19 protein-coding genes are annotated in these 26,018 nt (G+C 42.4%); 7 read left to right on the top strand and 12 right to left on the bottom strand.

The features are described 5' to 3' along the window. Window positions 1-79: 79 nt before the first annotated feature. The 3 genes from Q4549_RS19265 (at window position 80) to Q4549_RS19255 (ending at window position 3,707) form a co-directional block, all read left to right on the top strand. Window positions 80-1,282: a hypothetical protein gene (locus Q4549_RS19265; RefSeq protein WP_303554041.1), complete on the top strand. Its 1,203-nt coding sequence runs from the start codon at window positions 80-82 to the stop codon at window positions 1,280-1,282. Between the two features lie 88 nt (window positions 1,283-1,370). Further along, window positions 1,371-2,756, top strand: a complete 1,386-nt coding sequence (locus Q4549_RS19260; protein WP_303554043.1) for an oligosaccharide flippase family protein — start codon at window positions 1,371-1,373, stop codon at window positions 2,754-2,756. A gap of 39 nt (window positions 2,757-2,795) precedes the next feature. After that, window positions 2,796-3,707 (top strand): glycosyltransferase family A protein, encoded by a 912-nt coding sequence (locus Q4549_RS19255; RefSeq protein WP_303554045.1) that lies wholly within the window; start codon window positions 2,796-2,798, stop codon window positions 3,705-3,707. On the opposite strand, the gene Q4549_RS19250 is transcribed toward Q4549_RS19255, so the two are convergent. The 6 genes from Q4549_RS19250 to tviB form a co-directional block, all read right to left on the bottom strand. Continuing rightward, window positions 3,704-4,597: a glycosyltransferase gene (locus Q4549_RS19250; protein WP_303554047.1), complete on the bottom strand. Its 894-nt coding sequence runs from the start codon at window positions 4,595-4,597 to the stop codon at window positions 3,704-3,706. The two genes, Q4549_RS19255 and Q4549_RS19250, sit on opposite strands and share 4 nt — an antisense overlap. A 20-nt stretch (window positions 4,598-4,617) precedes the next feature. Continuing rightward, on the bottom strand, window positions 4,618-5,508 hold the full coding sequence (locus tag Q4549_RS19245; protein WP_303554049.1) for a polysaccharide pyruvyl transferase family protein: 891 nt from the start codon (window positions 5,506-5,508) through the stop codon (window positions 4,618-4,620). A 62-nt stretch (window positions 5,509-5,570) separates the two neighbouring features. Continuing rightward, entirely contained in the window at window positions 5,571-6,980 is a 1,410-nt protein-coding gene (locus Q4549_RS19240; protein WP_303554050.1) for an O-antigen ligase, read from the bottom strand. Next, window positions 6,938-7,990, bottom strand: a complete 1,053-nt coding sequence (locus tag Q4549_RS19235; protein WP_303554052.1) for a GNAT family N-acetyltransferase — start codon at window positions 7,988-7,990, stop codon at window positions 6,938-6,940. The genes Q4549_RS19240 and Q4549_RS19235 overlap by 43 nt, the downstream gene beginning before the upstream one ends. Window positions 7,991-8,188: 198 nt before the next feature. Beyond that, on the bottom strand, window positions 8,189-9,211 hold the full coding sequence (locus tag Q4549_RS19230; protein ID WP_303554054.1) for an SDR family oxidoreductase: 1,023 nt from the start codon (window positions 9,209-9,211) through the stop codon (window positions 8,189-8,191). Between the two features lie 13 nt (window positions 9,212-9,224). Next, the gene (gene tviB, locus Q4549_RS19225) at window positions 9,225-10,493 is read right to left on the bottom strand and encodes a Vi polysaccharide biosynthesis UDP-N-acetylglucosamine C-6 dehydrogenase TviB (protein ID WP_303554056.1); all 1,269 of its coding nucleotides are present in this window, start codon (window positions 10,491-10,493) and stop codon (window positions 9,225-9,227) included. Window positions 10,494-10,669: 176 nt separating this feature from the next. Here tviB and prsT point away from each other — a divergent pair, with 176 nt between their 5' ends. Beyond that, on the top strand, window positions 10,670-13,429 hold the full coding sequence (gene prsT / locus Q4549_RS19220; protein ID WP_303554058.1) for an XrtA/PEP-CTERM system TPR-repeat protein PrsT: 2,760 nt from the start codon (window positions 10,670-10,672) through the stop codon (window positions 13,427-13,429). A gap of 28 nt (window positions 13,430-13,457) precedes the next feature. Here prsT and Q4549_RS19215 read toward each other — a convergent pair whose 3' ends face one another. The 4 genes from Q4549_RS19215 to Q4549_RS19200 all read right to left on the bottom strand — a co-directional run bounded on the left by Q4549_RS19215 (window position 13,458) and on the right by Q4549_RS19200 (window position 17,872). After that, on the bottom strand, window positions 13,458-14,417 hold the full coding sequence (locus Q4549_RS19215) for a PEP-CTERM/exosortase system-associated acyltransferase (protein WP_303554060.1): 960 nt from the start codon (window positions 14,415-14,417) through the stop codon (window positions 13,458-13,460). A gap of 155 nt (window positions 14,418-14,572) precedes the next feature. Beyond that, window positions 14,573-15,493, bottom strand: coding sequence for a THxN family PEP-CTERM protein (locus tag Q4549_RS19210; protein WP_303554062.1), 921 nt, complete (start codon window positions 15,491-15,493; stop codon window positions 14,573-14,575). 452 nt (window positions 15,494-15,945) lie between these two features. Continuing rightward, window positions 15,946-16,848: a THxN family PEP-CTERM protein gene (locus tag Q4549_RS19205; RefSeq protein ID WP_137673912.1), complete on the bottom strand. Its 903-nt coding sequence runs from the start codon at window positions 16,846-16,848 to the stop codon at window positions 15,946-15,948. Window positions 16,849-17,002: 154 nt separating this feature from the next. Further along, complete coding sequence (locus Q4549_RS19200) at window positions 17,003-17,872, bottom strand: ThiF family adenylyltransferase (RefSeq protein WP_137674044.1); 870 nt, start codon at window positions 17,870-17,872, stop codon at window positions 17,003-17,005. A 120-nt stretch (window positions 17,873-17,992) separates the two neighbouring features. Here Q4549_RS19200 and Q4549_RS19195 point away from each other — a divergent pair, with 120 nt between their 5' ends. Then, complete coding sequence (locus tag Q4549_RS19195) at window positions 17,993-18,745, top strand: serine protease (protein WP_303554064.1); 753 nt, start codon at window positions 17,993-17,995, stop codon at window positions 18,743-18,745. 76 nt (window positions 18,746-18,821) lie between these two features. Here Q4549_RS19195 and Q4549_RS19190 read toward each other — a convergent pair whose 3' ends face one another. Both Q4549_RS19190 and Q4549_RS19185 read right to left on the bottom strand, forming a co-directional pair. Then, window positions 18,822-19,436, bottom strand: coding sequence for a single-stranded DNA-binding protein (locus Q4549_RS19190; protein WP_303554066.1), 615 nt, complete (start codon window positions 19,434-19,436; stop codon window positions 18,822-18,824). A gap of 52 nt (window positions 19,437-19,488) precedes the next feature. Further along, complete coding sequence (locus Q4549_RS19185; protein WP_303554068.1) at window positions 19,489-20,859, bottom strand: MFS transporter; 1,371 nt, start codon at window positions 20,857-20,859, stop codon at window positions 19,489-19,491. Between the two features lie 165 nt (window positions 20,860-21,024). Between Q4549_RS19185 and uvrA the strand changes: the two genes are divergently transcribed. Beyond that, window positions 21,025-23,853 (top strand): excinuclease ABC subunit UvrA, encoded by a 2,829-nt coding sequence (uvrA, locus tag Q4549_RS19180; RefSeq protein WP_303554070.1) that lies wholly within the window; start codon window positions 21,025-21,027, stop codon window positions 23,851-23,853. A gap of 45 nt (window positions 23,854-23,898) precedes the next feature. Continuing rightward, complete coding sequence (locus Q4549_RS19175) at window positions 23,899-25,800, top strand: Wzy polymerase domain-containing protein (protein ID WP_303554073.1); 1,902 nt, start codon at window positions 23,899-23,901, stop codon at window positions 25,798-25,800. Window positions 25,801-26,018: the final 218 nt, after the last annotated feature.

Genomic DNA, 26,018 nt, shown 5'->3' with positions numbered 1-26,018 from the left:
CGCTTACTACTAATTTAAACATAGATACGTTAGCCTAAGTCTCAAATAAGGGATTCTCTCGTGTTAAGGAAAACGCTGTATGGACATTAGTCCAGTTTCAATTGCCTCAAAAGAGGGTGCAATTGTTTATCAGGTTAATTTTGACCTACGCGGTCAGGCTCAGCAACTATGGTTCGAAGTTAGTCATTTTGGCAATCTTAGCCTCTCAACTAACGCCGATACAGCCTTAGTCTCATTATTGCTACCTGCAATGTTAGCTAACGAGAATATTCATATTGCAGGCTCTATTTCAGAACAGTTGCTGTTTAATCTGAACGGCGCTTATCAAACTCTAGTGATCCAACAAATCCCCCAATTAAATAGAATTAAAATTAGCGCCGAGAAAACCTCTAGTCAATCAAGCCGAGCCAAGGGTGTGATTACAGGGTTTTCTGCGGGCGTAGATTCATTTTGCACTCTTACCGACTACTTTACTGAATCAACACCCTCCGCTCGTAAAGTGACACATTTGTTGTATAACAATGTTGGTTCTCACGGGAAAGGTAAGGAGCGTTTGTTTAAAGAGCGTTACGCGCAACTAAAGCAATCGGCTGATAATTGGCAACTGCCTTTTATCATGGTGAATTCAAACATGAATGATTTTTATGGTAGGGCACTAGACTTTCAACTTACCCATACCATTCGTAACGCAGCTATTCCAATGTTGTTACAGGAACACATCGGTCATTTTCTCTATTCATCTGCTTATAGTTATAAAGATCTGTTCGTCGGCTCAAGTTACGACATGGCCTACAGTGATGTGTTTAGTCTACCGCTTTTATCTACAGAGTCTTTGCAAAGCCACTCTGTAGGTAGCGAATACACCAGAGTTGAAAAAACTGCAGTGGTGGCTAAAAATCCAGAGTCATACAAAGTGTTAGATGTTTGTGTGAAGGGAGACCAAGCTGAAAACTGCTCCTACTGTGATAAATGCTTACGCACTATGCTGACGTTGGATATGACCAATCAGCTTTCTCTATATAAAGATTGTTTTGACCTAGCGGTATATCAACAGCATAAAGATGCTTTTATCGGTGGCATGCTGGTAAGTGATGACCCATTGTTAAAAGAAATTGTGGTTTGGGCAAAACAGATAAACTACCCGTTCTCTTTTAAACACTATGTATATGTAGCTATATTCACATTAAAGCACTTAAGCAAATTAAGCATTAAAAACGCTAAGAAACCAGTGAAGTATCTGCTGGCTAAGCTAGGTTTATACCAGCCTAAGCAATATCACTAAACCCTGCCAAGCGAGCAATATAAGTAACACGATGACCGACAACTCCAAGCTAAAAAGCCAAGTTTTATCATCCCTAAAGTGGGTTGCTATGGGAAAAATAGTTACCCAGCTATTGCGATGGGCAATGACCTTTTGGGTGATTCGATTACTTAGCCCTGATGACTACGGCCTAGTGGCAATGTCAGATGTGTTATTTGGCTTTTTAAATTTGCTACTTGCATCTTTATTTACCTCTTCAATAATCCAAGAGAAACACTTAAGCAAACAAAGTCTAAAACAACTATTTGGCGCAATAATCCTTAGCCATGTGGGCTTTTTTGTACTGCAGTATTCTTTAGCCGATGTCGCAGGTAGCTATTATCAATCGGAAGTAGTCAGTAAAATTCTCAAAGTGAATGCTTGGTGTTTCATTATTTTAGCCTTAGAGGTAATTCCCGCAGCCTTACTAGCAAAAAATATGGAATTTAAGAAGGTGTCGATTATTGCGGCCATATCCAACATTGCGGCAGCTATTTCCACCTTGGTAATGGCATTTATGGGCTATGGTTTCTGGGCTTTAGTGATAGGAGAGGTAATATTTATTAGCCTGCGAGCGTTATTAACTTTTGCGGCCAAGCCTATCAACTTTCTCCCTAGCTTCAGAATTAGTGATATTACCGCGATGTTGAAATTCGGCGGTATGCTATCAATACAGTCAGTACTATTTTACGTATTTATGCACATGGATGTTGCCATTGCAGGCAGAATTATGAGCCCAACCGAGGTAGGCCTTTATGCAATCGGTTTACAGGTCGCCTTAATGCCGCAAAAGAAGATTATGCCCTTGTTACGCCAGGTAGCCTTCCCTGCCTTTTCTAAAATTCAGGACCAACCTGAGCTAATTTCAAAGTACGTGTTAAAAGCACAGCGCTTATGTATAAGTTTAACCTTACCCATATTTTGGGGTTTGGCTTCAGTCACTGATTTAGTCATTCCATTGCTACTTGGTGAAAAATGGCTTGGTGCGATAGTCCCCACTACCATCATGCTGATGATCATGCCACTGCGCTTTAGTGAAGAACTGTTTAATCCTGCGTTAAAGAGCCTAAAACTGGTGAACCACATGCTAATAAATCTTAGTATTATGGCGACGATAATGTTTATTAGCATTATTGTAGCGGCTAACTATGGCGCGATAGGGCTTGCTCTTGCTTGGTTATGTGGATTTCCATTTGCTTACTTAAGTGTGGCCTGGAGAAATAGCAGAGCGCTAGGTACCCAGCTTAGTCATTTTGTGAAATTACTCGTTGCCCCTATGCTCTCTGGCGCCGGAATGCTAGCAGCCGTTTACGCATTAAAGCAACTCCCAATGTTTACACCAATTTTCCAACTTGCGATCCAAATTACCGTTGGTGGATTATGTTATATTGGGCTAATTTGGCTACTAGATAAAATGTCTTTAAAAGAAGTCATCAACTTGCTCAGGAAGAGCTAAACCCAACACCGATTAAAGTAAAACTAAAAGGACTACATTTTGCTTTCTATTGTTGCCTGCCTAAGGCACCCTGCAACCGCCAATGATTTTGGCCGTGTCAATCAACTCCTACAAAAGACTATCGATTCACTCAAGAATCAATCTAATCAAAATTTTCAACTGATTATTGTATGTAATGAAGGAACCAAACTCTCAATTAATACGGGAGACATTGATACTCAGCTCATCTTCGTAGATTTCCCACCCACCGAGAAAGTAGAAGTCATTGATGATGAAACTCAGCAGCAACAATGGAATAACGTTCGCAAAGACAAAGGGACTAAATACCTAACAGGAATAAATACGGCTTTAAGTAATGACGCTGAGTTCATTGCATTTATTGACGCCGACGATTACCTACACAAAGATTTAGTTACCTATATTTACGACAACAAAGACAAGAATGATGGCTTCATTATTAACAAAGGCTTTGGCTATAAGCTAGACAGTAACATCGTTCATGAAATACACCCTTTCCATCACTCTTGCGGAACCTGTAACGTCTATAGAGCTAATCTATTTAAACCTTACTTAAATAATGCTTCTTTTGCTAACCAAAATTCTTTGTTGAGCAGTGTCGACGACTTTATAACTTACGACGTCTTAGGTAGCCACAAACACGCTAATGAGTTATTCGAAAAAGCGGGGGCTACCTATAATTACATTCCTTTTGAAGCCGCAATGTACATTGTAGATAACGGTGAGAACGACAGTGGTATTAGCCAAGTCACCTATAAAGCACAGCCATTGACCAAAGCGATTATTGACAACTTTTCCTTACAAACACAGTTGAGCAATCCACTTGCAATCAAACTAGAGTTACTCAAACACTATTGCCGAACCTCTATCAAAAAGAACAACCAATCTAAATTGATTCGAGCAGCAGTACGCCTAAAGCAAAAGCTAAATTAACCGCGCTTTGATTTGATAAGGGCCTTCACCATTGCCTTGGCAATAAGCCACAGAGTAAAAACTCGAAAGCGTTGTTTTAAAGATGAAAACAATACCTTCATTGCAGAAAAGGCTTGCTGATTCCACAGTAAGTCTTTTCCCCAATCCAAATAGATTTTTGCCTTTACCTGTTTCGCTAAATCCCGCCACAGCTCTTGCCGATTCGTTTGACGCACAAGAAACGAGTCGACTACAGTGAGGTTATCTTGATAAGAAGAGAGCAAACTTCCCAAGCTCCCTTCTATATCGGCTTTCCACACTAAGCTTTTTTGCACTTGGCCAATAATGCCATGCTCTGCAACTCGCAAATATAAGTCGATGTCTTCCGCCGTCTCTAAACGCTCATCAAACAAACCCACTTGACTTAATGTTTCTCGCTTAACCATAAACGACGACGTTACTAAATACGGATGTAAAAAAACTTGCTCAAGATTTTTAGCCACTAACGTAGCATTTTGCTTATCTTTAGTTAGACCTTGTTCTTCATCGGCTTTATATGAGGTTTCGCTGTAACACGCTACCCAATCGTTGTTTTCTCGCATCGCTTTCACTTGCAGTTCCAACTTTTGGCTTCGCCATAAATCGTCAGAATCGAGGAAAGCAACAAACTCCCCCGTGGCAGCTTGTATACCGGTATTTCTAGCCCTAGAAGCTCCACCATTGGCTTGTGAGATTATGGTAATCGTCTCTCCATAAGCTTGTAAGACCTCAACGGTATTATCTTTAGAACCATCATCTACCACGATAATTTGATAATCGCTAAAGCTTTGGCCAAGGATCGAGTCGATGGCTTTACCGATAAACGCGGCGGAGTTATAAGCGGGAATAATTATGCTAACAGCTGCTGTCATGAGTTATGCCTTGTCAATTATTACTGAGACTGCAGCGCTTCTAAGCACTGATTAAGGCGAGCAATGAGTTGGTTTTGAACAAGCTCACCACTTAGCTCGCCCTGAGCATTATTGGCAATTGCCGTTAACCCCTTGCATACCTCAGAACGCGTTTTATCGCTAGAGTTGCGCGGTTTAGGTTTATACCAGTTTTTACCCAAACCAAGCCCTTGCAATTGCCGCTTAAGTTCATCTTTAATAGCGCTAACAGGGCTATTAGCAGGGCTATAAAAGTAATTGGGAACAGACTCCGGCTGATACTGCATTTCTACGGTAGATAACCAATCCTGCCATTTCACTTGGTTTACGTGGTCACCTAATATCACCGCTTTCCAGGGTAAACGCAGTGCATCAGCAACAATCGCCCCATGCATTGCTTCAGTAAGCATTAACTTACACTGCGCCATTTCGGCGAATACTTTATCTACTGACCACTCAGGTGAAATAAACCTAAACCCGCAGGCTTCGGCAATGCTTTCCCAATTAGCGCTGCGACAGCTAAGGTAATGCGGCATAAAGCCAATATCACCATTTTCTTTATGAGTAGGTTCCATTACATTTCGAAGTAATAAGGCTGAATCTGTTACCACTGTACTTGGATCTAAGTTCAGCGTTTTGGCGCTGTAAGGCCCTCTTACCGCGTGCACTTTCCAATTATCTGTCACTTCAGGTAATTGACCATACCCCACGCCAGACCCCACTATGTGCAAAGTATTATCGTTAGGTAAACGATGGTTAAGCAAAGTGCCTATTCCAACCAATAATTCTGATTCATCGTCATTAAAAAAATCAGGCAGTAACTGTGGCCATAACCAAGGATTTAAGTCATCCCCAAAATTGCCCACTTCATCCTTGTAGTAAAATAATTGCATTTTTAACCTAGTTAATCCTTTGCTTTAAACCTTGCTGTGCAAGGCTACGTTCTAATCTAATTTTATAAACCCACTTTTAGGGTCAAATAAACAGCCACAATTACCGCCCAACTATATCCCATGCATCGCCATACCATTTTGGATGAGAACATCTCGGTTAAATCTGGCCGTAGTTTCATTAAACGTAGGTGACTGGCTGTTTGCATTCCCATAAAAATAAACATTAATAGCGTAAATTGACGACTCAAAAAGAATGCAGTAACCATAAAGCCAATCATTGAGTAAAACAGCGTTTTATTTAAACTCGCCTCTTCTTTATATTCCTTCGATTTCTCTTCACTTACGTCTAAGTCATCGGGATCTTCTTCATTTGGGTAGCAATTAAAACGTTTTAAAATAGCGTAACCCACCAGCATGTTTAGTACTAAAGCGCCCCCCCAGAGGCTATAACCTGGTACGCCTAACTCTCCGGCCACATGCACATAAGAGTTATGGGCTACCTTACCGTGTTCATCCATAAAGTTACCCATGCCCACACCAAATACGGGGTTGTGAATGAGCATTTGTATTCCATCATACCAAGCGTCTAAACGCCCAGCCGCAGAAGACTCCGAAGAAGACAAACCACCAAACGAAGCTAACAGTGTTGCAGCAATCGGTGCGCTTAAACACACAAACAACACCAAACGAGCGCCCGCGTTACTAATAAGGAAATACAAGCTAACAACCGCAACGGTACCCAGTAAGGTACCTCTAGAACCGGTCATAAATACGCCGTACCCCAAGGCCACAAATATCGCTAGCATCAGAATTTTGACGACACCACCACCGCGCCCGTAAAAATACGCGACAAATGGCATATTCATCACCAGAAACATACCTAAATCATTAGGATCACTAAAAAAGCCAAGGTAACTGATACGCATTTCTTCTCGGCCAACGGTAATACTGTCGCCTATGCCGATACCATATTTACCGTTAAATGACGCTTGTTGAATGTGGCCGTTATACACCATGACAAGTGCCGCGGTAATGCATATCAACATTAAGATCCGTTGCCGACCAGGAGTTGCCACTAAAGCACTGTAGAGAAAAAACGGAATGATAGAGCTAACAAATAGTCGCTGCGCCTGAAAGATCCCGCCGGTGCCCCAACCATTTAAAAAAGCTGACACCATGATAAACGGCACTAAACCCAATAATAAGTAGTGCTGAGGATATAGCTTTAAAGGTCGGAACGTGAGTAAAGTAAAGCCGAATGACAAAATCGCGAATACTTTAATAATGATGTAGTTAGCGGTAGATAATGAGAACTCGTGGGGTCTAACTAAGACCGATACCGTATATAAACACAAAAAGAAAAACGCCAAAGGCGCAATTTTTTCTTTTACCGGAAATTGCTTTCTTCCTAGCGGAGCACTTCTTGCCCCTAAAGGATTTTGTTGACGAGCTTGAATAGTCTTATCCTCCAAGGAGAGTTAATAAAATAAAGATTAGCCATACTAGTTTCTTCAGATGAAAATTTGGCTTTATAGCTTTCGCTTTGTGCACCCATCATAAAATCATAGCGCGTAACCGGGTTGTTAATAATGCTCCAAACATGCAAAGCAAAGCCAGGCGAATAACGAGAGTAAGTTTGCTCATCCCAACCAGATTGATAAAAGTACAAATTATTTTGGTCGAGTAAGTAGTAATTTAAGGCTATTGCTTTACCTGCAATGAAGACCCCGCTCATTGCTACATTTTCCGGGCAACCTTTAGCAAACTGTTCATGGAAAGCAATAAAACGAGAGTCGGCGAAGGCTCCTGCTTTACCTTTCTGTTTCCATCTAGCTTGGTGAAAAGCAATTAATGCTGGCCACTGCAGGTTAACCTCATCGCTGTTAAGCCATGTAAACTCGGCTTTCTGCTGCTTTAAGGCCTTATCCGCCCGTCGCCATTGCGAGCGCCCGTTGCGGCTAAGTTGATTGATTGACCAACCCTCAGAGTTCAACGAATAGCCTCTAGCGCTATTCACAATCAGCTTTGGCTGATTTGCTAAAAGCTCATACAACACACTACTTTGTTTCAAGGCTCGGCAATAAAACACATCTACCTTAAGCTGTGTGAACCATTCTAATATTGCCGGCTGAGCTATGCCCTTATATACAGGGTTAACCAAAACATCTGGATACTCAGAGGCCAGTTCAGCACGCTCTTCTTCCCCTTGAGCCATTACTGATAGCCGCTGCAATTTTAGCCAGCGGCCTTCAACTTGAGAGTAAAATGGGGCCAGAGCAACTAAGGTCTCACCATCAAATCCAGCTAAACAGCTCAAACAACATCCTGAATGCCAGAACTGCTCAGCCCATTGTTTCACCCAACTGCATTGGCTAAACAAACTCGCGCTGCACGTTAATGCTAATTGATTCCATTGTTGCTCTAAAGAAAACAACTCATCCAAGGTTTGCACGGTTTGCCAACGTAGCTTTGCAGCGCTCATTATTGGCTAACTCGCAGAGCAATCTCTGAGCCTTTGATAATGCACCATGCGTTAAACAATAAAGACAAAAACCAGCGATTATTTTGCCGCTGGTTTATTGCTTGGGTCGCTCTTTCATTCCTTGAAAGGGTCATAGTACTGCTTCAACTCTTTACGCTTTCATAGGCTGTAAGCCAACAGCACCAATCTAATCAAATTTTAGAGAGTAGACTGATTAATGTACCAAGGCATCGCAAGTGCTAAACCTTGTCCAATAGTAAAAGCAGGATCATATCCAAGCAGTTGATTAGCTTTACTGATATCTGCCCTCGAATGCCTAACATCTCCGGCTCTAAAATCACGATACTCAGGTTTAGCTTCACGCTGTACACCGTGCTGAGCGAGGTTCTCTTTCAGCAAGTCGTATAACTGGATCAAACTAGTTTGATCATTTAAAGCAACATTAAAGACTTCACTGCTAGATAAACCTGCCGTTGCAGCCAAAATATTCATTTGCACAACATTGTCGATGAAACAAAAATCTCGACTAGTTTCGCCATCACCATTAATAAACACTTGCTCTTGATCGATCAACGCCGCTGTCCACTTAGGAATAACTGCGGCATAAGCGCCGTTAGGATCTTGGCGAGGGCCAAACACATTAAAGTAACGCAAACCAATAGATGGAAAAGCATAAGTACGCTCAAACACCGAGCTGTATAGCTCATTCACGTACTTGGTCACAGCGTAAGGAGATAAAGGATTACCGATTTTATCTTCAACTTTAGGCAAATCAGGGTGGTCACCATAAGTTGAGCTAGACGCCGCATAAACAAAGGCTGACACCTGTTGCTCTTTGGCGGCCACCAACATGTTTAAGTAACCAGAGATATTCACTTCATTAGTGGTAATGGGATCGTTGATTGAACGAGGAACTGACCCTAATGCAGCTTGATGCAACACGTAATCGGCACCACTAACAAATTGCTTGCAGGTCTCAGGGCTTCGAATATCGCCTTCAATAAATTGAAACTGTTGCCATTGCTGCTCGCTAACTAAACCTTTCACTTCATCAAGGTTATGTTGGTGCCCCGTAGCAAAATTATCTAAGCCAATAACTTTTTGGTTTAGCTTGAGCAAGGCCTCTAGCAAGTTAGAGCCTATAAAACCCGCTACACCAGAAATGGCCCATACTTTAGGTTGCGCCCGTAATTGCTCACAAACTTGTTGAAAACGTGTCACTGTTTAGCTCCAATTACAAACGTAAATCGCTAGCATCTGCTGGCAATAGATATTTAAGATCGTAAAGCACGTGCTCTGACTTACCAAAGGCTCGAATGTCTTCAACTGTCATATCTTTAAACTGCTGATGAGCAACCGCAAGAATAATCGAGTCGTAGCTTCCCGCTACTGGAGACTCAACTAAATCAATACCGTATTCGTCATGGCATTCTTGTTTGTCGGCCCATGGGTCATAGGTGTCTACCTGCACACCATAATCTGCAAACTCATGCACAATATCGATAACTTTGGTGTTACGAATATCAGGACAGTTTTCTTTAAACGTTAAGCCCAAAATAAGAATTTTGCTGTTTACTACCGAAATATTGCGTTTAACCATCGCTTTTATACATTGCGATACCACATAACGGCCCATGTTATCGTTGATACGACGTCCCGCTAAAATAACTTCAGGGCGATACCCAATTGATTCAGCTTTATGGGTTAAGTAATACGGATCTACGCCAATACAGTGACCGCCAACTAAACCTGGGCGGAATGGTAAAAAGTTCCATTTGGTGCCGGCGGCTTCCAATACAGCTTCAGTATCAATATCTAAACGATTAAAGATAAGTGCTAATTCATTGATTAAGGCAATGTTTACATCACGCTGAGTGTTTTCAATCACCTTTGCGGCTTCAGCGACTTTAATGCTACTCGCTTTGTGGGTGCCCACAACAACAATCTCGCCATACAAGTTATCTACGATAGTGGCTATTTCTGGAGTAGAACCTGAAGTGATTTTTTTGATGGTAGATACACGGTGGGTTTTATCGCCTGGGTTAATTCGCTCAGGGCTGTAGCCTACATAAAAATCTTTGTTAAATACCAAGCCTGAATTTTTCTCAAGTACCGGTACACACTGCTCTTCAGTTGCGCCTGGGTAAACAGTAGATTCGTAAATAACAATATCGTTAGGCTTTAGTACTTTGGCCACGGTTTCGCTGGCACGTACTAAGGGCGTAAGATCAGGCTGTTTATGCTCGGTGATTGGCGTCGGTACCGTAACAATGAAAACATTACATGCTGCCAAATCTTCAATTTGACAGCTGTACGACATATTGCCTGCAACTTCTTGCAATTCGTCATTGCTAACTTCTTGTGTTAGGTCAACACCTTGTTGTAACTCAGATACTCGCCCTTGGTTAATATCAAAGCCAACTACGCTGCGTTTTTTGGCAAACTCAATCGCTAAAGGCAAGCCAACATAACCTAGACCAATTACGGCAATACTTACGTCCATGTATACATCCATTTAATTTGAAAAACAGTTTTCTAATGCTAATTAAACCGCATATTGAAACAGAAAGTAAGAGCCTTCCTTCAGATAGCAACAAATCACCCCACAAAGTAGGACATAAGCTTAATTAAGCTGTATGATTTTAACGTAATTTATCAATCCAACAAACAGGGAATAATATGAGCAATCATAGGTTTGGAATGAAGAAAATTCTGGCTGCCACAGCCTTAACCATGGCATTAACTGCGTGCGGTGGGGATTCTGCAGAACAGCATTTATCTAAGGCGTCTGGCTATCTAGCAGAGAACAATCAAAACGCCGCTATCATCGAATTAAAAAATGCCATTAAAAAAGATGCGGCCTTGGCTCAAGCTCGTTTAACGCTTGGCGAAATATATTTAGAACGCGGCAACTATTTAGCTGCCGAAAAAGAACTAAATCGCGCTTTAGAACTCAATGCAGAAAAAGAGCAAGTCATTCCGCTTTTGGCCAGAACTTACCTAAATCAAGGTCAACCCGATGAAATAGGTAGCCTGCTGTCAGATAACCGTCCTTTCAAACTAGAAACAGAAACTGAATTACTGGCTATTCATGCTTTAGCACTATTTAGAAACGGACAAATTGATCAAGCGAGAACCACCTTAAGCCAAGCGCAAGAGTTAGGCATTGAAGGCACTTACTCCAAAATGGTGAAAGCCAGTATTTCCGCAGCAGACCAACAACTGGCGAGCGCTAACGAAACCATTAATCAGTTAAGTGAAGAAGCACCCAATAATACCGATGTGTGGTTACTTAAAGGTCATTTAGCTTCTCTAGCCGATGATAACGCAACCGCAGTACTGGCTTACCAAAAAGCCGTCGAACTGGCACCAGAAGCGGTTCAATTTACTTTGTACTTAGCCCAAGCAATGGTTAAAAACAAACAATTTGATGAAGCTGAACCTTATTTGAATAATATTCTTAAGGTTGCGCCTAACCATATGTTAAGTAACCAGTTAAAAGCTTACATTCGTTTTCAAGCAGAAGACTTCGATGCTGCTTTTGAGCTATCAACCAAAGCGCTACAAAATGGTTCACACAACACCGCTACCCAAATTGTGGCCGGCATTTCAGCTTATAAGTTGCAAAAGTATGAACAAGCCCTCACTCAGTTAGAAAGAGTGATCAACAAAGATCCCAACAACGCGTTAGCGCAACGACTATACGTAACAACTCAGTTTCGAATAGGCCAGCTAGATAGCGCGTTTAACCAACTCAACCAACCTTCTATTGCAGCGGCGCAAGATAGCGACTTTTTAAGTACGGTAAGTTTACAGTTAAACCGCTTAGGCAGAACCGAGGAAGCCATTCAGATTGCTGAGAAAGCGGCTCAATCTGGTGGTTTAGCAGAAAAAGCTAAACTTGGTTTACTTAAGTTAAAGCAAAATGATCTCGATGGTATAGAAATTCTCAATGAAGTACTCGCTGAGCAACCTAACCACGCTCAAGCATTTTTAGGATTGCAAACCTATAGCTACCAACAAGGCAATACGGAAGAAGTGCTTAAAGCCTTGAACCAATGGATAGCAGAGCATCCCGCAGATCAAAGCGTTAAGTTATTTAAAGGCGCGATTTTAGAGCAACAAGAGCGTTACGACGAAGCACTTAGCGCCTATCAAGCAATCCTCAAAGATCAGCCTAACGATGTAGCGGCTAAACTATTTAGTTCATCGGTATATGTACAAAAAGGTGAAATTGATAAAGCTTATCAATTAGTTTACGAGGTAAAAATTGAGCAGCCTGAAAACTTAAGAGCCTTTGAGTTCTTAATGAGCCACGCTTCGCAGATTGATAAGATTGAAGAAGTAAAAAGCTTAATTGATGAACAGCTAGCCACTGCTCCCGAGTCGACCTTGCTGACTGAGCAACTAGGGCGCTACTACTTATTTAAAAAAGATTTTCCCCAGGCAATTACCACCTTTGAGAAAATCGACCCAATGCTAAGAGACGATAGAGTTTGGCAATTAATTGGTGATTTATACCTTCAAGCTGAACAACAAGATAAAGCTGTAGCCACTTTTAAAGAATGGTTAGAGAACTCACCATTGTCATTAGTGGCCTACGTTAAAAATATTAATATTTTAGAAGCAGCGGGAAAACTGAAAGAAGCGGTAAGCCTTAGTACCCAAGCAATGAAGCTGTTTAAAACCAATCAAAAGATTATTTTTGTAAATTCAGTCCTGCAACTAAAAGCTGGAGACGCTGTCGCCAGTCAAGATGCGCTCGATCAACTTGAACCTTTTCAGCTTGAAACGCCAGCAGCCTTGCAACAACAAGGTTACATCTACTTAGTACAAAAAAACTGGCCAGCAGCAATCGAAACATTCGATGCACTTTATAAAAAATACCCTAGCACTCAAACCGCTAACCTATTGATTAAATCCTATAAAAATGCAGGAAACATCGATCAGGCAATTAGCTTTATAAAGTCTGCTATGGAGCAACATAAAGAAGCAGCTCAACCGCTACAACTTCAGCTAGCGGAGCTACAAATGCAAGCTGAGCCAAACGAAGCGTTAGCTCAATATCACGTCATTATTGAAAAAGAACCTGAGAACGTTATTGCATTAAATAACTTGGCTTGGGTTTATCATGAAATGGGCAAACCTGTTGAAGCTTTACTGTATGCTGAAAAAGCCCACATTCTAAAGCCCGACATTCCACAAGTTACCGATACCTACGGTTACATGTTGCTAAAAGCGGGCAAAGTTCAACAAGCCACTGTTGCACTTGAACAAAGCTATCAACAGCAAGCCAGTAACGAGATAGCGCTTCACTACGTAGAAGCACTGATTGCGGACCAACAGACAAAGAAAGCGAAAGGTGTACTGGACAACCTCAGGAACCTAGAACCTGAACTTACAGATAAAAAAGCTGAACTAGAAGCTCAGCTAAAATAAAGTAGGAATAAGTAGCTGCAAAGTGCGGCTAGCGCGGAAGATAAAGGCCGCTAGACTCAGACCAATTAAAATTCTCCCGCATGGAAATGTTGGGAGATTTTTTTTGTTCAAAAAAAGACGATGAATACATTCTCTTGATGTACTCGTCATTGTCATCATTGTTTCGAGCAGCCAAACACCCCTTCTCTACTTCTTTATCAATGTTATTCATTAATACCTGAAAACCAACCGGTAAGCTGCGAGTTAACATACCAGTGCTAATATAGTAAGGCGCGCGTAGGCCATGGTAATCAACAGCTGGGCCTAATTGCTCAAACTTAATACCCAAGAAGCTCATACTGCGAGCTAATCGAGGCTCCATCATAACAAAGGCATGGTGAGTGCCTGCTCGCACAGCTAGAGCTGCAATGGATAAATACAAACCAATAGCTAAAAAAGGAAAGCAACGTAACTCTTCCTCAGAATAGGTTTGCTCGTTAATAGCACCAGAAGCGGCACCCTCAAAGTTATCAGCCTTACGACGGCGAAATTGAGGACGAACAGCCAAACGAGAAATTTCACAAATCTCGCTTCGGTCAAACTGGGAGGGATGAACCTTAGCGTTTTTAATAGCTTCAGAACAAAATTTTTCAATCGGTAACAATTCACTTTTACTCGTTGGAGAAACTATTCGCACACAACCGGCGAAGTTAGAACTAGGTTTGTGTTCAATGAGGCAAAAGCGGGAGTAATCGTCAAATTCATCTTGTTCCATACCGTCATCACGAACGGGCTCAAAATTGAGTTCTTCGCAATATACGTCGTGACGAATTTTAAAAGCTTCGTTAACTATATCTGGTTTAAAGGCAACAACGGGGCGGAGGAACTCAGCAAAATGTTCGGCGATAAGTTTAGCTTCACGCTTCACCAACATCGAAATCCCACCTCTTACAGCTGCCCCCAAAATCGGCATAGTGGATAGTTTTTTCACATATTTGTTACGGATCATATCGGGCTCTCTAAGCTGTTTAATTATCTATTTACAACACTTAAGCCTTAGAAAAATTATGAATTGAATTAAAGCAGGCTTGAAAAAAACAAAGCGCAGAACTAGGCTGCGCTTTGGGTATTCAATGCTAATAGTTAGCGACTTTTAAATAAGCATTATGCACGGCGACGAACTGACGCCAAACCTAACAAGCCTAGACCAAAGATAGCTAAAGTGCCTGGCTCTGTTACTTGAGCAGCAGAGATAGCGAAACCAGCTTTTAATTCATTGGTTTTATCTTCTTCTGTTAGGAAGCCGATACAAGTAGCATTTGGACCACAATCAATATCACCTAATACTTCTAAACCTTGAAGGCGAGTAGTAAGCGTGTATACGTAGTCATCGTAACCAGGAATTGGCAATACAAAGCTGTTTTGAAGGTAGATATCATCACCAACTTCAGTGTATGTAACATCTGGGCCTAGCACTAAAGTGAATAAGTCTGAACAACCTTCTTGGTTAATACCTGCGGCACCAACTAGCTGAGTAGGTTCGTACTTACAGATGTCGTTAGTAGGAGTGTTATAGGTTTCTTCGAAGATAACACCAAATTGTAGTACTGGAGCAGGCGCTAGTGGGAAAGCTACTGGCGCTGTAGGTGCTAGGAACAAACCGTCAAATAAGGTTGCCGCAACTAAAGTATCACCGGTAACGCCCCAGTTTTCATGTACAAGACCAGTACCTTCAGAGAATACCAATGCACCAACACCGTCGACGACACTAGTAGTAACAGTACCTTCTTTAGCTTCTTCAATCGCTAAAGCACTTTTCTTCAAAGCTGGGTTTTCAGCACCGTAAGGTACACCCCATTCAAGCGTTTTAGGTAATTCACCACCAAACAAACCAACTGGATCAAATTCGTCGCGAGTAGCACCAGAAGCATCAATTCCGGTAGGGTCAATAGAACCGGCATCTGAAGTCCACTGGTCAAAACCAGCATCATTTAAATAGTCCCAATCAGTAATAAGAGCAGAATTTGCAGCAACGCTTGCAAAACTTAAGCTAGCTGCCAAGCATGTTAGTTTTAATTTGTTCATGTCACCCATCCATTTGGTTAGTACGATTCAAGATACAACCTGTACATAGCAATCTAAGTGCCAGTTTTAAAAACCCTTTTAAAACAAACCATTAACAAAAACAAAACCCATTGATAAAACGTTGATGTAAAGATTACTGACATAAAAAACTAAAGCATTTATTGAATAAAATACTCATGAGTTCCCTAATTCCACTGCCACTTTTACGAGCTAACGTCGTTTTCGCCAAAGGCTTTTAAGTGCTTACTTACAGGCATGCCAATTAAACCATGAGCAATTCATTAACGTTTAGTTAACCGTTAACAATGTACGATAAGCCTTGAGGATAAAAGGTGATTTGTAGTAAAGGGGAACCAAATAGCTTGGTACAGGTTCTTATTGCAGGAGCGGTATTGGAAGGAAAACAAGCAACTACTGCTACTAGCGGTAGTTGCTTTAAACACTAGCAGCGATTAAGCGCGGCGACGAACAGATGCCAAACCTAATAAGCCCAAACCAAAGATGGCTAAAGTGCCTGGCTCTGTTACTTTTGCAGCAGAGATAGCAAAAGCAGCTTCCAGTTGGTTGGTTTGGTTTTCTTCAGTCAAGAAACCAATACAAGTAGCATCAGGCCCACAATCTAAACCATCTAGTACTTCTAAGCCCTGTAAGCGAGTCGTTAACGTATAAACATAATCATCAAAACCAGGGATTGGTAATATGAAACTGTTTTGAAGGTAGATATCTCCACCAACTTCAGAAAAAGTGACGCCGTCATCCAACACTAAAGTGAATAGGTCTGAACAACCGGCTTCATTAACACCAGCCTCACCTACTTTAGTATCACCGTATTTACACACGTTATTTGTTGGTGTGTTGTAGGTTTCTTCAAATAGTACATCAAATTCAAGTACTGGTGCAGGAAGGGCAGGACCTACAAAAGGTGCTAGAGGCTGCAAGAACAAACCATCAAACAAAACCGCTGACGATAAAGTATTACCTGTAACGCCCCAGTTTTCGTGAGTAAGGCCGGTGCCTGTTACAAAATCTAAAGATGCTACATCACCTGGCGCGCTGGTGTTTACTTGGCCGGACTGAGCATCATCGATCACAAGAGAACTCTTTTGCAATAAAGGATTCACTGCACCATATGGGTCACCCCACGCTAAGCTCTTAGGAAGCTCACCACCAAAAAGAACATCAAAATCATCTAGTGTTGCACCGTCGGTGTCTATACCAACTTGGCCAGCACGAGAACTCCACTCTTTAAAACCCGCATCATTTGCGTAGTTCCATTCAGTAATCAGTTCCGCACTAGCAGAAATACTTGCTAATCCTAAGCTAACTGCTAAGCAAGCATGTTTCAGTTTGTTCATGTAACCCATCCGTTTGGTAAAATCGTTTATAAATAACGGTGGGCTTAAAGCAATAAGTAAGCCAAGATTAAAAATCAAATATTTACAACAACTTAAACTATATTAATACAAATATAAATAACATTTTGTAAAACTTACTGACACCAAGTCACAGTTAAGCACCGCCACTCAATACTATTTTTTTCGCCACACCAAATACAATACGCTGCAGTGGGTTGCGGTTACCCATTGGCCGCCAAGTTTTTTTGAAACGATTTCGGTAGGCATCAAAGTGCAAACCGTAAGGAGCAGTAATTAACTCACCTCTATTCAATAATATTTTGAGCACATAAGTGCCGGCAATTCCCCCACACATTTTCACAGCCATAGGCATCGACGGGCCTTTTTTAGCGTGGAAGTCCGCTTTACTAGGGTCAACTAAGTATGGTCGCTGTAACATAGCGGGTGAAAGTCCAATCAAGAATTTAATGTATTGCTCATTTTCACTGCTTGCATCCTCAAAGCGAAAATACTCTTCATAGGTCATTCCTCCCGGCATAAAGCAAAGAAATGCGCAGCCCATACCCAAAGGAGCAGCGGTTACTAGCGGTATATTTTTTTCCAAACACTTTTGAAAAACCAACTTACGCGCCGATAGCGCAAAAAAATCTAAGCTATCTACATATACATCAACGCCATCTAAAAATTCATCAACATTATGTTCGAAAATCCCTTCAGGGAAAGACTTCACTTCCGCTTCTGGATTAATATCCAAGCAAACTTGTTCCATCACTTTAACTTTATCTTGGCCCACCGTAGACATAAACGCCCCAGCCTGGCGGTTAAAGTTATGGACTTCATATTCATCAAAATCAGAGATATGAAACTTGCCAACCCCTAACCTTGCTAACGTCACTATGTGTTCACTACCCACGCCTCCGGCCCCAGCCATAGCCACACGCTTACCACGCAGTATCTGTTGCTCTGCATCTGTAACCCAGCCAATATTTCTGGAGAACGCATCTTCGTAATTAAAACTCATCATCATTTGGCCTTTTTCGCTTCACAGTATTACGCACTACACAAACCTAGTCGCTTTTATACTAACTTGCTCTAGTACCGAGTAAAAATTAAGATGAAATAGTCTCTCAAGGAAGAATATAGTATGAAACTCGCCTTCATTATTGCCATCGCTTCATTTTTATCGATGTTTAGCGCTGGCGCGTTAAGCGATCTTGCTGACACTATAGAAAGAATTAAACCTTCTGTAGTTGGCGTTGGCACCTACAACAAGCTTAACTCACCGCGTGCAAACCTTAGAGGAACAGGGTTTGTGGTTGGACCTCATTTAATTGCTACTAATGCTCATGTCATTCCCAAAAGCCTAAATCAACAGCAGAATGAAAAACTCGTAGTATTTGTTGGGCAAGGTCGTTCGCCTGAAATACGAATAGCCAGTTTGGTGGCAAGCAATCGGAAACATGATTTAGCGCTGCTAAAAATTGAAGGTAAAGCCCTAAAAGCGATGGGCCTGTCTAATAAAAAGGTGCGCGAAGGAGAACTATATGCCTTCACTGGGTTTCCTATTGGTGCGGTATTGGGACTTTACCCCGTTACTCACCGCGGTATTATTTCGAGTATAACGCCAGTGGTGATACCCGCCCGAAATGCCAGCGAGCTAAACTTAGCACAACTTAAAAGACTTAAGTCACCGTATAACATCTATCAATTAGACGCTACCGCCTACCCGGGTAACAGCGGCAGCCCTTTATATCACCCTGAAACGGGTGCAGTAATCGCAATCATTAACAAGGTGTTTGTGAAAACGACTAAAGAGGCAGTGCTGGCTGACCCTAGTGCTATTAGTTATGCCATTCCAGTCACTCACCTAAAGCAGTTAATCAATTCACTTAAATAGCGAGTACAGCTAAATAAGCTATAGATACTAAAAAGCCTCAATTTCTTGAGGCTTTTTATTTTTAGCTCTTAGCAGCCTAAAACGGGATATCGTCGTCAAAATCCATTGGCGGCTCGTTAAACTGTGGTGCAGCTTGTTGAGGCGCTTGCTGCGGAGCAGCAGGCTTAGCTTGTTGCTGATAGCCACCTTGCTGAGGCGCAGCCTGTTGTTGCTGCGCTTGCTGCTGGAAACCACCTTGTTGTGCGGTAGGAGCAGCCTGTGGAGCTGCTTGCTGTTGGCCACCCCAGTTATTTTGCTGCTGTGGCGCTCCACCCATGCTTTGACCTTGACCACCGCCTTGGCGACCACCTAACATTTGCATTACACCATTAAAGCCTTGAACAACTACTTCTGTTGAGTAGCGGTCTTGACCATTTTGGTCTTGCCACTTACGCGTTTGTAATTGGCCTTCAATATAAACCTGTGAACCTTTTTTAAGATATTCACCAGCCACTTCGGCCAGTTTGCCAAACAACACTACGCGGTGCCATTCTGTGCGTTCTTTCTGTTCACCACTTTGCTTGTCTCTCCAGCTTTCTGAAGTAGCAATAGTAATATTGGCGACGGCCCCGCCGTTTGGCATAAAACGTACTTCAGGATCTTGTCCTAAGTTACCAACCAAAATTACTTTATTAATGCCCCGAGTGGCCATGTATATCGCTCCTATATTCTATCTGTTGTGGCGAGGAAGACCCGCTATCATACTAGGCTGCTCGCACCAAATCCAATGCTCTAGCCAATTCAAATTCTTTTGTTTTCACTTTGAGGTAGACAGTACGGTCACTGGAAATCACTACCGCTTCTACAACCCCAGGTAATACCTGCAGTTTTGCCAATAAACTCGCTGGTTGGTCGGCAGATGATATCGCCAACGAATAACTTTTTATGCCACTTTGCGCACGCATTCCTAAACTAACAACTAACCAAATAAGCAGCAAAGCAATAGCAAACAGGCTTACTCCATAAGCGCCTGCTGCCATATACAAGGCTCCAGCGCTAGAACCGCCAATAAACGCCCCTAGAAATTGACTGGTAGAAAACACCCCTAAAGCAGCGCCTTTATTACCTGGAGGCGCTAGATTAGAAATAAGCGCAGGTAAGCTCGCTTCTAAATAATTAAAGCCAATAAAAAATATCGCTAAAATTGCGCCTAACAACCAAATAGACGATACATCAACTAACAGTAGGGCATTAGCCAATAGCAATAAGCTAATTGCAAACAAAAAGTAACCACGTTGCTGATTACGTTTAGCGGCAATAATAAGTAACGGCACCATTAATACGAACGACACTAATACTGCAGGTAAGTACACTTGCCAATGACTGGCGGCTTCTAGTCCTGCATCCACCAAACGTAGTGGCATCACCACAAATAGTGCGGTCAATACTAGGTGTAGCGTAAATACCCCCCAATCTAAACGCAGTAATTGAGGGTGTTTGAGTAGTTTGAACATTTGAGCAGAGTTAGCACTCACTTCACCACTAGGGGCTTTAGAGTGAGCATTTGGCACAGCAAATTGCACCACCAACATAGCCGCTAACGATAAGCCAGCAATTAACCAAAACAACCCCGATAAACCTAGCTGTGCAGACACTATAGGCCCAAGCACTAAAGACGCAGCAAAAGATAAACCAATGCTTACCCCAATAAACGCCATCACCTTGGCACGCTGGGTCTCTCGACTTAAGTCTGCAGCAAGTGCCATAACTGTACTCGCAATTGCCCCCATGCCTTGAAAAGCTCGCCCAATAGCAACGCCATGAATCGATTCCGCCATCGCGGCCACCACTGAGCCTAATGCAAAAATGCTCAAACCTAAAAAGATAACCGGTTTTCTACCAATGCGGTCCGATAGCCACCCCATGGGGATTTGAAACATAGCTTGGGTTAAGCCATATGCACCAATAGCTAAGCCAACCCAAAGAGGCGAAAAACCTTTTAACTCTTGACCATACACAGCCAAAACCGGCATTAACATAAACAAGCCAGCCATGCGCAAAGCAAACAACAGCGCAAGCGAATAAGCACCGCGTTTTTCAGTAGGATTTAAACCTTCTTCCACAGCTATAACCATAAAAAATTCGTCAATTGAGAACCGGCAATGCTAACACAGGCACTTGGCTGCAAACCAGCTTAAGATTGCGGCCTTACTATTACTTCATCCACACCAGCAGAACGGCGCATTTCAATAAATAATGTGTAATACTGGGCGATTTACTGCAGCAATGATCAGGTAACAATGGACAGTATCGATATTAGAGGTGCACGCACCCACAACCTCAAGAACATTTCGCTTACCCTCCCGCGCGACAAGCTTATTGTTATTACTGGGCTCTCTGGTTCGGGGAAGTCATCGCTAGCATTTGATACCCTCTACGCTGAAGGTCAGCGCCGTTATGTAGAATCTCTTTCAGCTTATGCGCGTCAATTTTTGTCATTGATGGAAAAGCCCGATGTTGATCATATTGAAGGTTTATCTCCGGCAATCTCCATTGAACAAAAATCTACCTCGCATAATCCGCGTTCTACTGTTGGTACGATTACTGAAATTTATGATTACTTAAGATTATTGTATGCGCGAGTGGGCGAGCCACGCTGCCCGCATCACCATCAACCATTGGCTGCACAAACCATTAGTCAAATGGTAGATAAAGTGTTTGAAGAGCCAGAGAACAGCAAACTGATGCTGCTGGCGCCCATTGTTCGAGACCGTAAAGGCGAACATGTAAAAACCTTAGAAAACCTCGCTGCTCAAGGCTTTATTCGGGCACGAATAGATGGCGAAGTCTGTGACTTAAGCGATCCTCCAGAGCTAGAGCTGCATAAAAAACACAATATTGAAGTGGTTATCGACCGTTTTAAAGTACGCGCTAGCGATGACTTATCTCAACGCTTAGCCGAGTCATTCGAAACGGCGCTAGAACTTGCTGAAGGCACAGCCATTTTGGTAGATATGGATAGTGGTGAAACCCGCCAGCTATTTTCCGCCAACTTTGCCTGTCCAGTATGTGGTTACAGCATGACAGAGCTAGAGCCTCGGATCTTTTCGTTTAATAACCCTGCTGGCGCTTGTCAAACCTGTGATGGCTTAGGTGTAGATCAGTTTTTTGATGATAACAAAGTCATATTAAATGCGAGCTTGAGCCTGTCGGGCGGTGCCATACGCGGCTGGGACAAACGCAACTTTTACTATTATCAAATGCTTAAATCTTTGGCGGCTCACTTTGAGTTCGACTTAGAAACTGCCTTTGAAGAACTCAGTGAAAAACACCAAAAAGTCGTTTTGCATGGTTCAGGCCGTACTAGCATTGAATTTAAGTACATGAATGATCGCGGCGACGTAACCGTGCGCAAACATCCCTTTGAAGGGATAATCCCCAACATGCGTCGCCGTTACAAAGAAACAGAGTCTAATGCCGTACGGGAAGAACTAGCGAAGTTCATTAGTAATCAAAATTGTCCAAGCTGTAACGGTAGTCGTCTACGCGAAGAAGCCAGAAATGTGTTTATTGGCACTACCAACTTGCCAGAAGTCAGCTGTAAATCCATTGGCGAGGCCATGGAGTTTTTTGACTCACTCAGTCTGACCGGACAACGCGCCCAAATTGCCGACAAAATTCTCAAGGAAATCTGTGAACGCTTAAACTTCTTAATTAACGTTGGCCTAGATTACCTTTCACTAGATCGCAGCGCTGATACTTTATCAGGCGGTGAAGCCCAGCGCATTCGACTTGCCAGCCAAATTGGAGCGGGGCTTGTTGGCGTAATGTACGTGCTTGATGAACCTTCGATTGGTTTACACCAGCGTGATAACGAAAGATTGCTCGCTACCCTCAATCATCTGCGGGATTTGGGCAATACCGTAATAGTGGTTGAACACGATGAAGATGCCATTCGCGCCGCCGATTATATTGTTGATATTGGTCCTGGAGCAGGTGTGCATGGTGGCGAAATTGTTGCTCAAGGTACTTATCAACAAGTCATAGACACCCCCGATTCACTCACCGGACAATATTTGTCGGGCGTTAAAGCAATAGATGTTCCCGCAAAACGGCATCCTGTAGGTAAAGACTGGTTAAAGGTGCTTGGCGCAAGTGGCAATAACCTCAAAGACGTTGATCTAGCGATTCCACTAGGCTTGTTAACCTGTGTTACAGGCGTATCAGGCAGCGGAAAATCCACTTTAATTAATGACACCTTATATAAAATTGCCCAGAAAGAGCTAAACGGTGCCGCCGGTGAAGACATCGCCCCACACAAAGCCTTAGAGGGCCTAGATAAGCTCGACAAAGTTGTCGATATTGACCAGAGTCCGATTGGCCGAACACCTCGTTCTAACCCAGCAACTTACACTGGTATTTTCACACCTATTCGCGAGTTATTTGCTGCGACTCAAGAATCACGTTCTCGCGGCTACAAACCTGGCCGATTTAGCTTTAACGTAAAAGGCGGTCGCTGTGAAGCGTGTCAAGGTGACGGCGTTATAAAAGTTGAAATGCACTTTTTACCCGACGTTTATGTGCCCTGTGATGTATGTAAAAGCAAACGCTACAACCGAGAAACACTAGAGATAAAATACAAAGGTAAAAGTATTCACCAGATCTTGGATATGACTGTTGAAGAAGCTCGCCCATTCTTTGATGCGGTACCAGCCATAGCAAGGAAATTACAAACGCTAATTGATGTTGGTTTAACGTACATAAAGCTAGGCCAATCAGCGACCACCTTATCCGGCGGTGAGGCTCAACGTGTAAAACTGGCACGAGAGCTCAGCAAGCGAGACACCGGCCAAACCTTGTATATATTAGATGAGCCAACCACTGGCTTGCACTTCCACGATATTGAATTACTACTAGAAGTCATTCACCGCTTACGTGATCACGGAAACACCATTGTAGTAATTGAACACAACTTGGATGTGGTGAAAACCGCAGACTGGGTGGTAGATCTTGGCCCTGAAGGTGGTAAAGGCGGAGGTGAAATCCTGATAGCTGGAACACCAGAAGATATAGTAAAAGAACAGCGCTCTCATACCGCGCGCTTCTTAAAGCCAATGTTAAACAAATAGTGATTGAAAGGGCACTTGATGCCCGAATTTTTCAAAGGAAATGATATGTCAGCTAAGTTGACACTAGAACGTTGTTTTATTTATGTATTTGCCGCAATGATGCTTGTTGGTATGCATTACTTCCAACATAACCAAGGTGGTACCGGCCTCGCGCTTCCATTTAACTTAGTAGTATGGATGTTCGCCTCAGTGCTTATTGGCATTGGTCTTATTAAAATTAGTGCTGCAGAGCAACTACGATACAACCAACCTCTAATTGTTCTTCTCGCTGGTGTTGGCCTTCTCTGGATTCCGTTGTTTTATCCAAATGCCGAGTTCGGCGAGTTCGCCTTAGATAGACTAATCGGATTATCCGCGGGCCTTTTGCTTATTTTTGCGTTTATGCAGTTAGAACTAACACGTAAAGACTGGCACCTAATGCTGTTTCTAATTGTCGCGGGAGCCTTAATAGAAAGTGCTTACGCCTTAACTCAGATGTATCTGCTCACTGAAGGCAATTGGGTTGGCTTTAATGTCAATTCCACCCGTGCGGCCGGAATTTTTCAGCAACCCAACGTACTAGGTACCTTTGTCTTATTTGGACCTTTAGCGTCTGCATGGTTAATTTCTGAAAAAGCTATAACAACCAAAGCCCAGCTTACTCTAGTGGCTGTAACCAGCTTTCTAGCAGCCTGGGTATGTTTCCTATCAGGATCAAGAACCACTACCCTCTCTTTGTTTTTAATCTTGCCGCTACTAGCTCCTTATCTATATAAAACCTCAAAAAAGAAAGAATTGAGAGTATGGTTATGCAGCATTGCTCTGGGTGTAGTAGCTTCAAGTATTCCGGAAATGCTAAGTGAATCAGTTGCACGTGACGCCATAGGTGGTGTTACCACTGCCTACCGAATCACCATGTTGGAAGTAAGCTGGGAATTATTTAAACAACAACCTTTACTTGGTTGGGGTTACGGCGGATATGATGGGGTATATCATGAAGCGCAGGCACTGTTAAACCAGCAAAACATTATAGATGGCTATCATTTCAATGTTGCTCACCCTCATAACGAGCTAGCTTATTGGGCCGTCGAAGGCGGAATACTTCCTATTCTAGTATTGCTGACATTAGCCGGATATTGCTTAAACCTTTGGTTTGCCAAAGGTTGGCAGAAAGGTCTCTTCTACTTTGCTATTCTATTGCCTAGCTTATTGCATAGTATGACTGAGCTTCCGTTTTATCACTCAACAATCCTATGGGTTTTGTTTTGCATAGTGCTAGCTAAAACATTTATAGAAATTGGCAAAATCACCGTCAAAGGTTTCCCTGCTAAATTTGCTCCAAAAATATTCGGCGTGTTGATACCATTATTCACGGTTATGTTCATGGTCTCCGGATTACAAAGTATTAAGCTCATCAAGGACTATGAACGTACTGGCAGTGTAGATGTAACTTACTTAGAAAAAGTAAGCAATCCCTTACCAATTCAAACACGTTACGAGTTTAACGCTATGGTATTTAGACTAAAAGCAGCGATTGGTTTAGGCTTGCCAGAAGAGCTACATGGCTATCTAGCATGGTCGGAAAAATTGATGCGCCGCCAAACACGTACTGAGCAATTCTATAATCATCACCTAGCCCTAACAGCTCTTAATAGGAATGATGAAGCCAACGTACTGTATCAACACGCCTTAGAGGTTTACCCTGATAATCAACGAGTTTCATACCGCTATATCCATGCCTATAACTATGGTGAAGAAGCTTTAGAGGAGTATGTTAAATGGAACAGCTCACTTAGCGCTGACGAATTATCACCTGAATTATTCGTACACAGAATAAATGCACTAGTACAATTAGATAAAATCAAGCTGGCTGTTGATGCTCTTATTGCTGGGCAGACACAGTTTCCTCAAGAGTTAAATCTTAATAGTGTCCCTAGACTTAAACCTTATGTGCGTATTGAAGGTTAGCGTTAACTACTAGAGGGAGTTTATCTCCCTCTAAAAACCGCTTTATACAGCTCAGCACTAAGTCACCACAGATACCTTCCTTTAAACTAAATAAAATTACACTTATGCCGGCATGCACATTTTATTGGGCACCTCGGTGGCGATGACTTTATAGTGATTTTTACCCGACAAGGCTGGCAACCGTCGGTACTGCAATTGCTCAATCAGTTTGATTCTCG

The organism is Agarivorans sp. 2_MG-2023 (genome assembly GCF_030548085.1).
Taxonomy (GTDB): Bacteria; Pseudomonadota; Gammaproteobacteria; order Enterobacterales; family Celerinatantimonadaceae; genus Agarivorans.
Note: the sequence above shows the minus strand (reverse complement) of the source record. Positions and strands in the feature narration are given on the sequence as shown.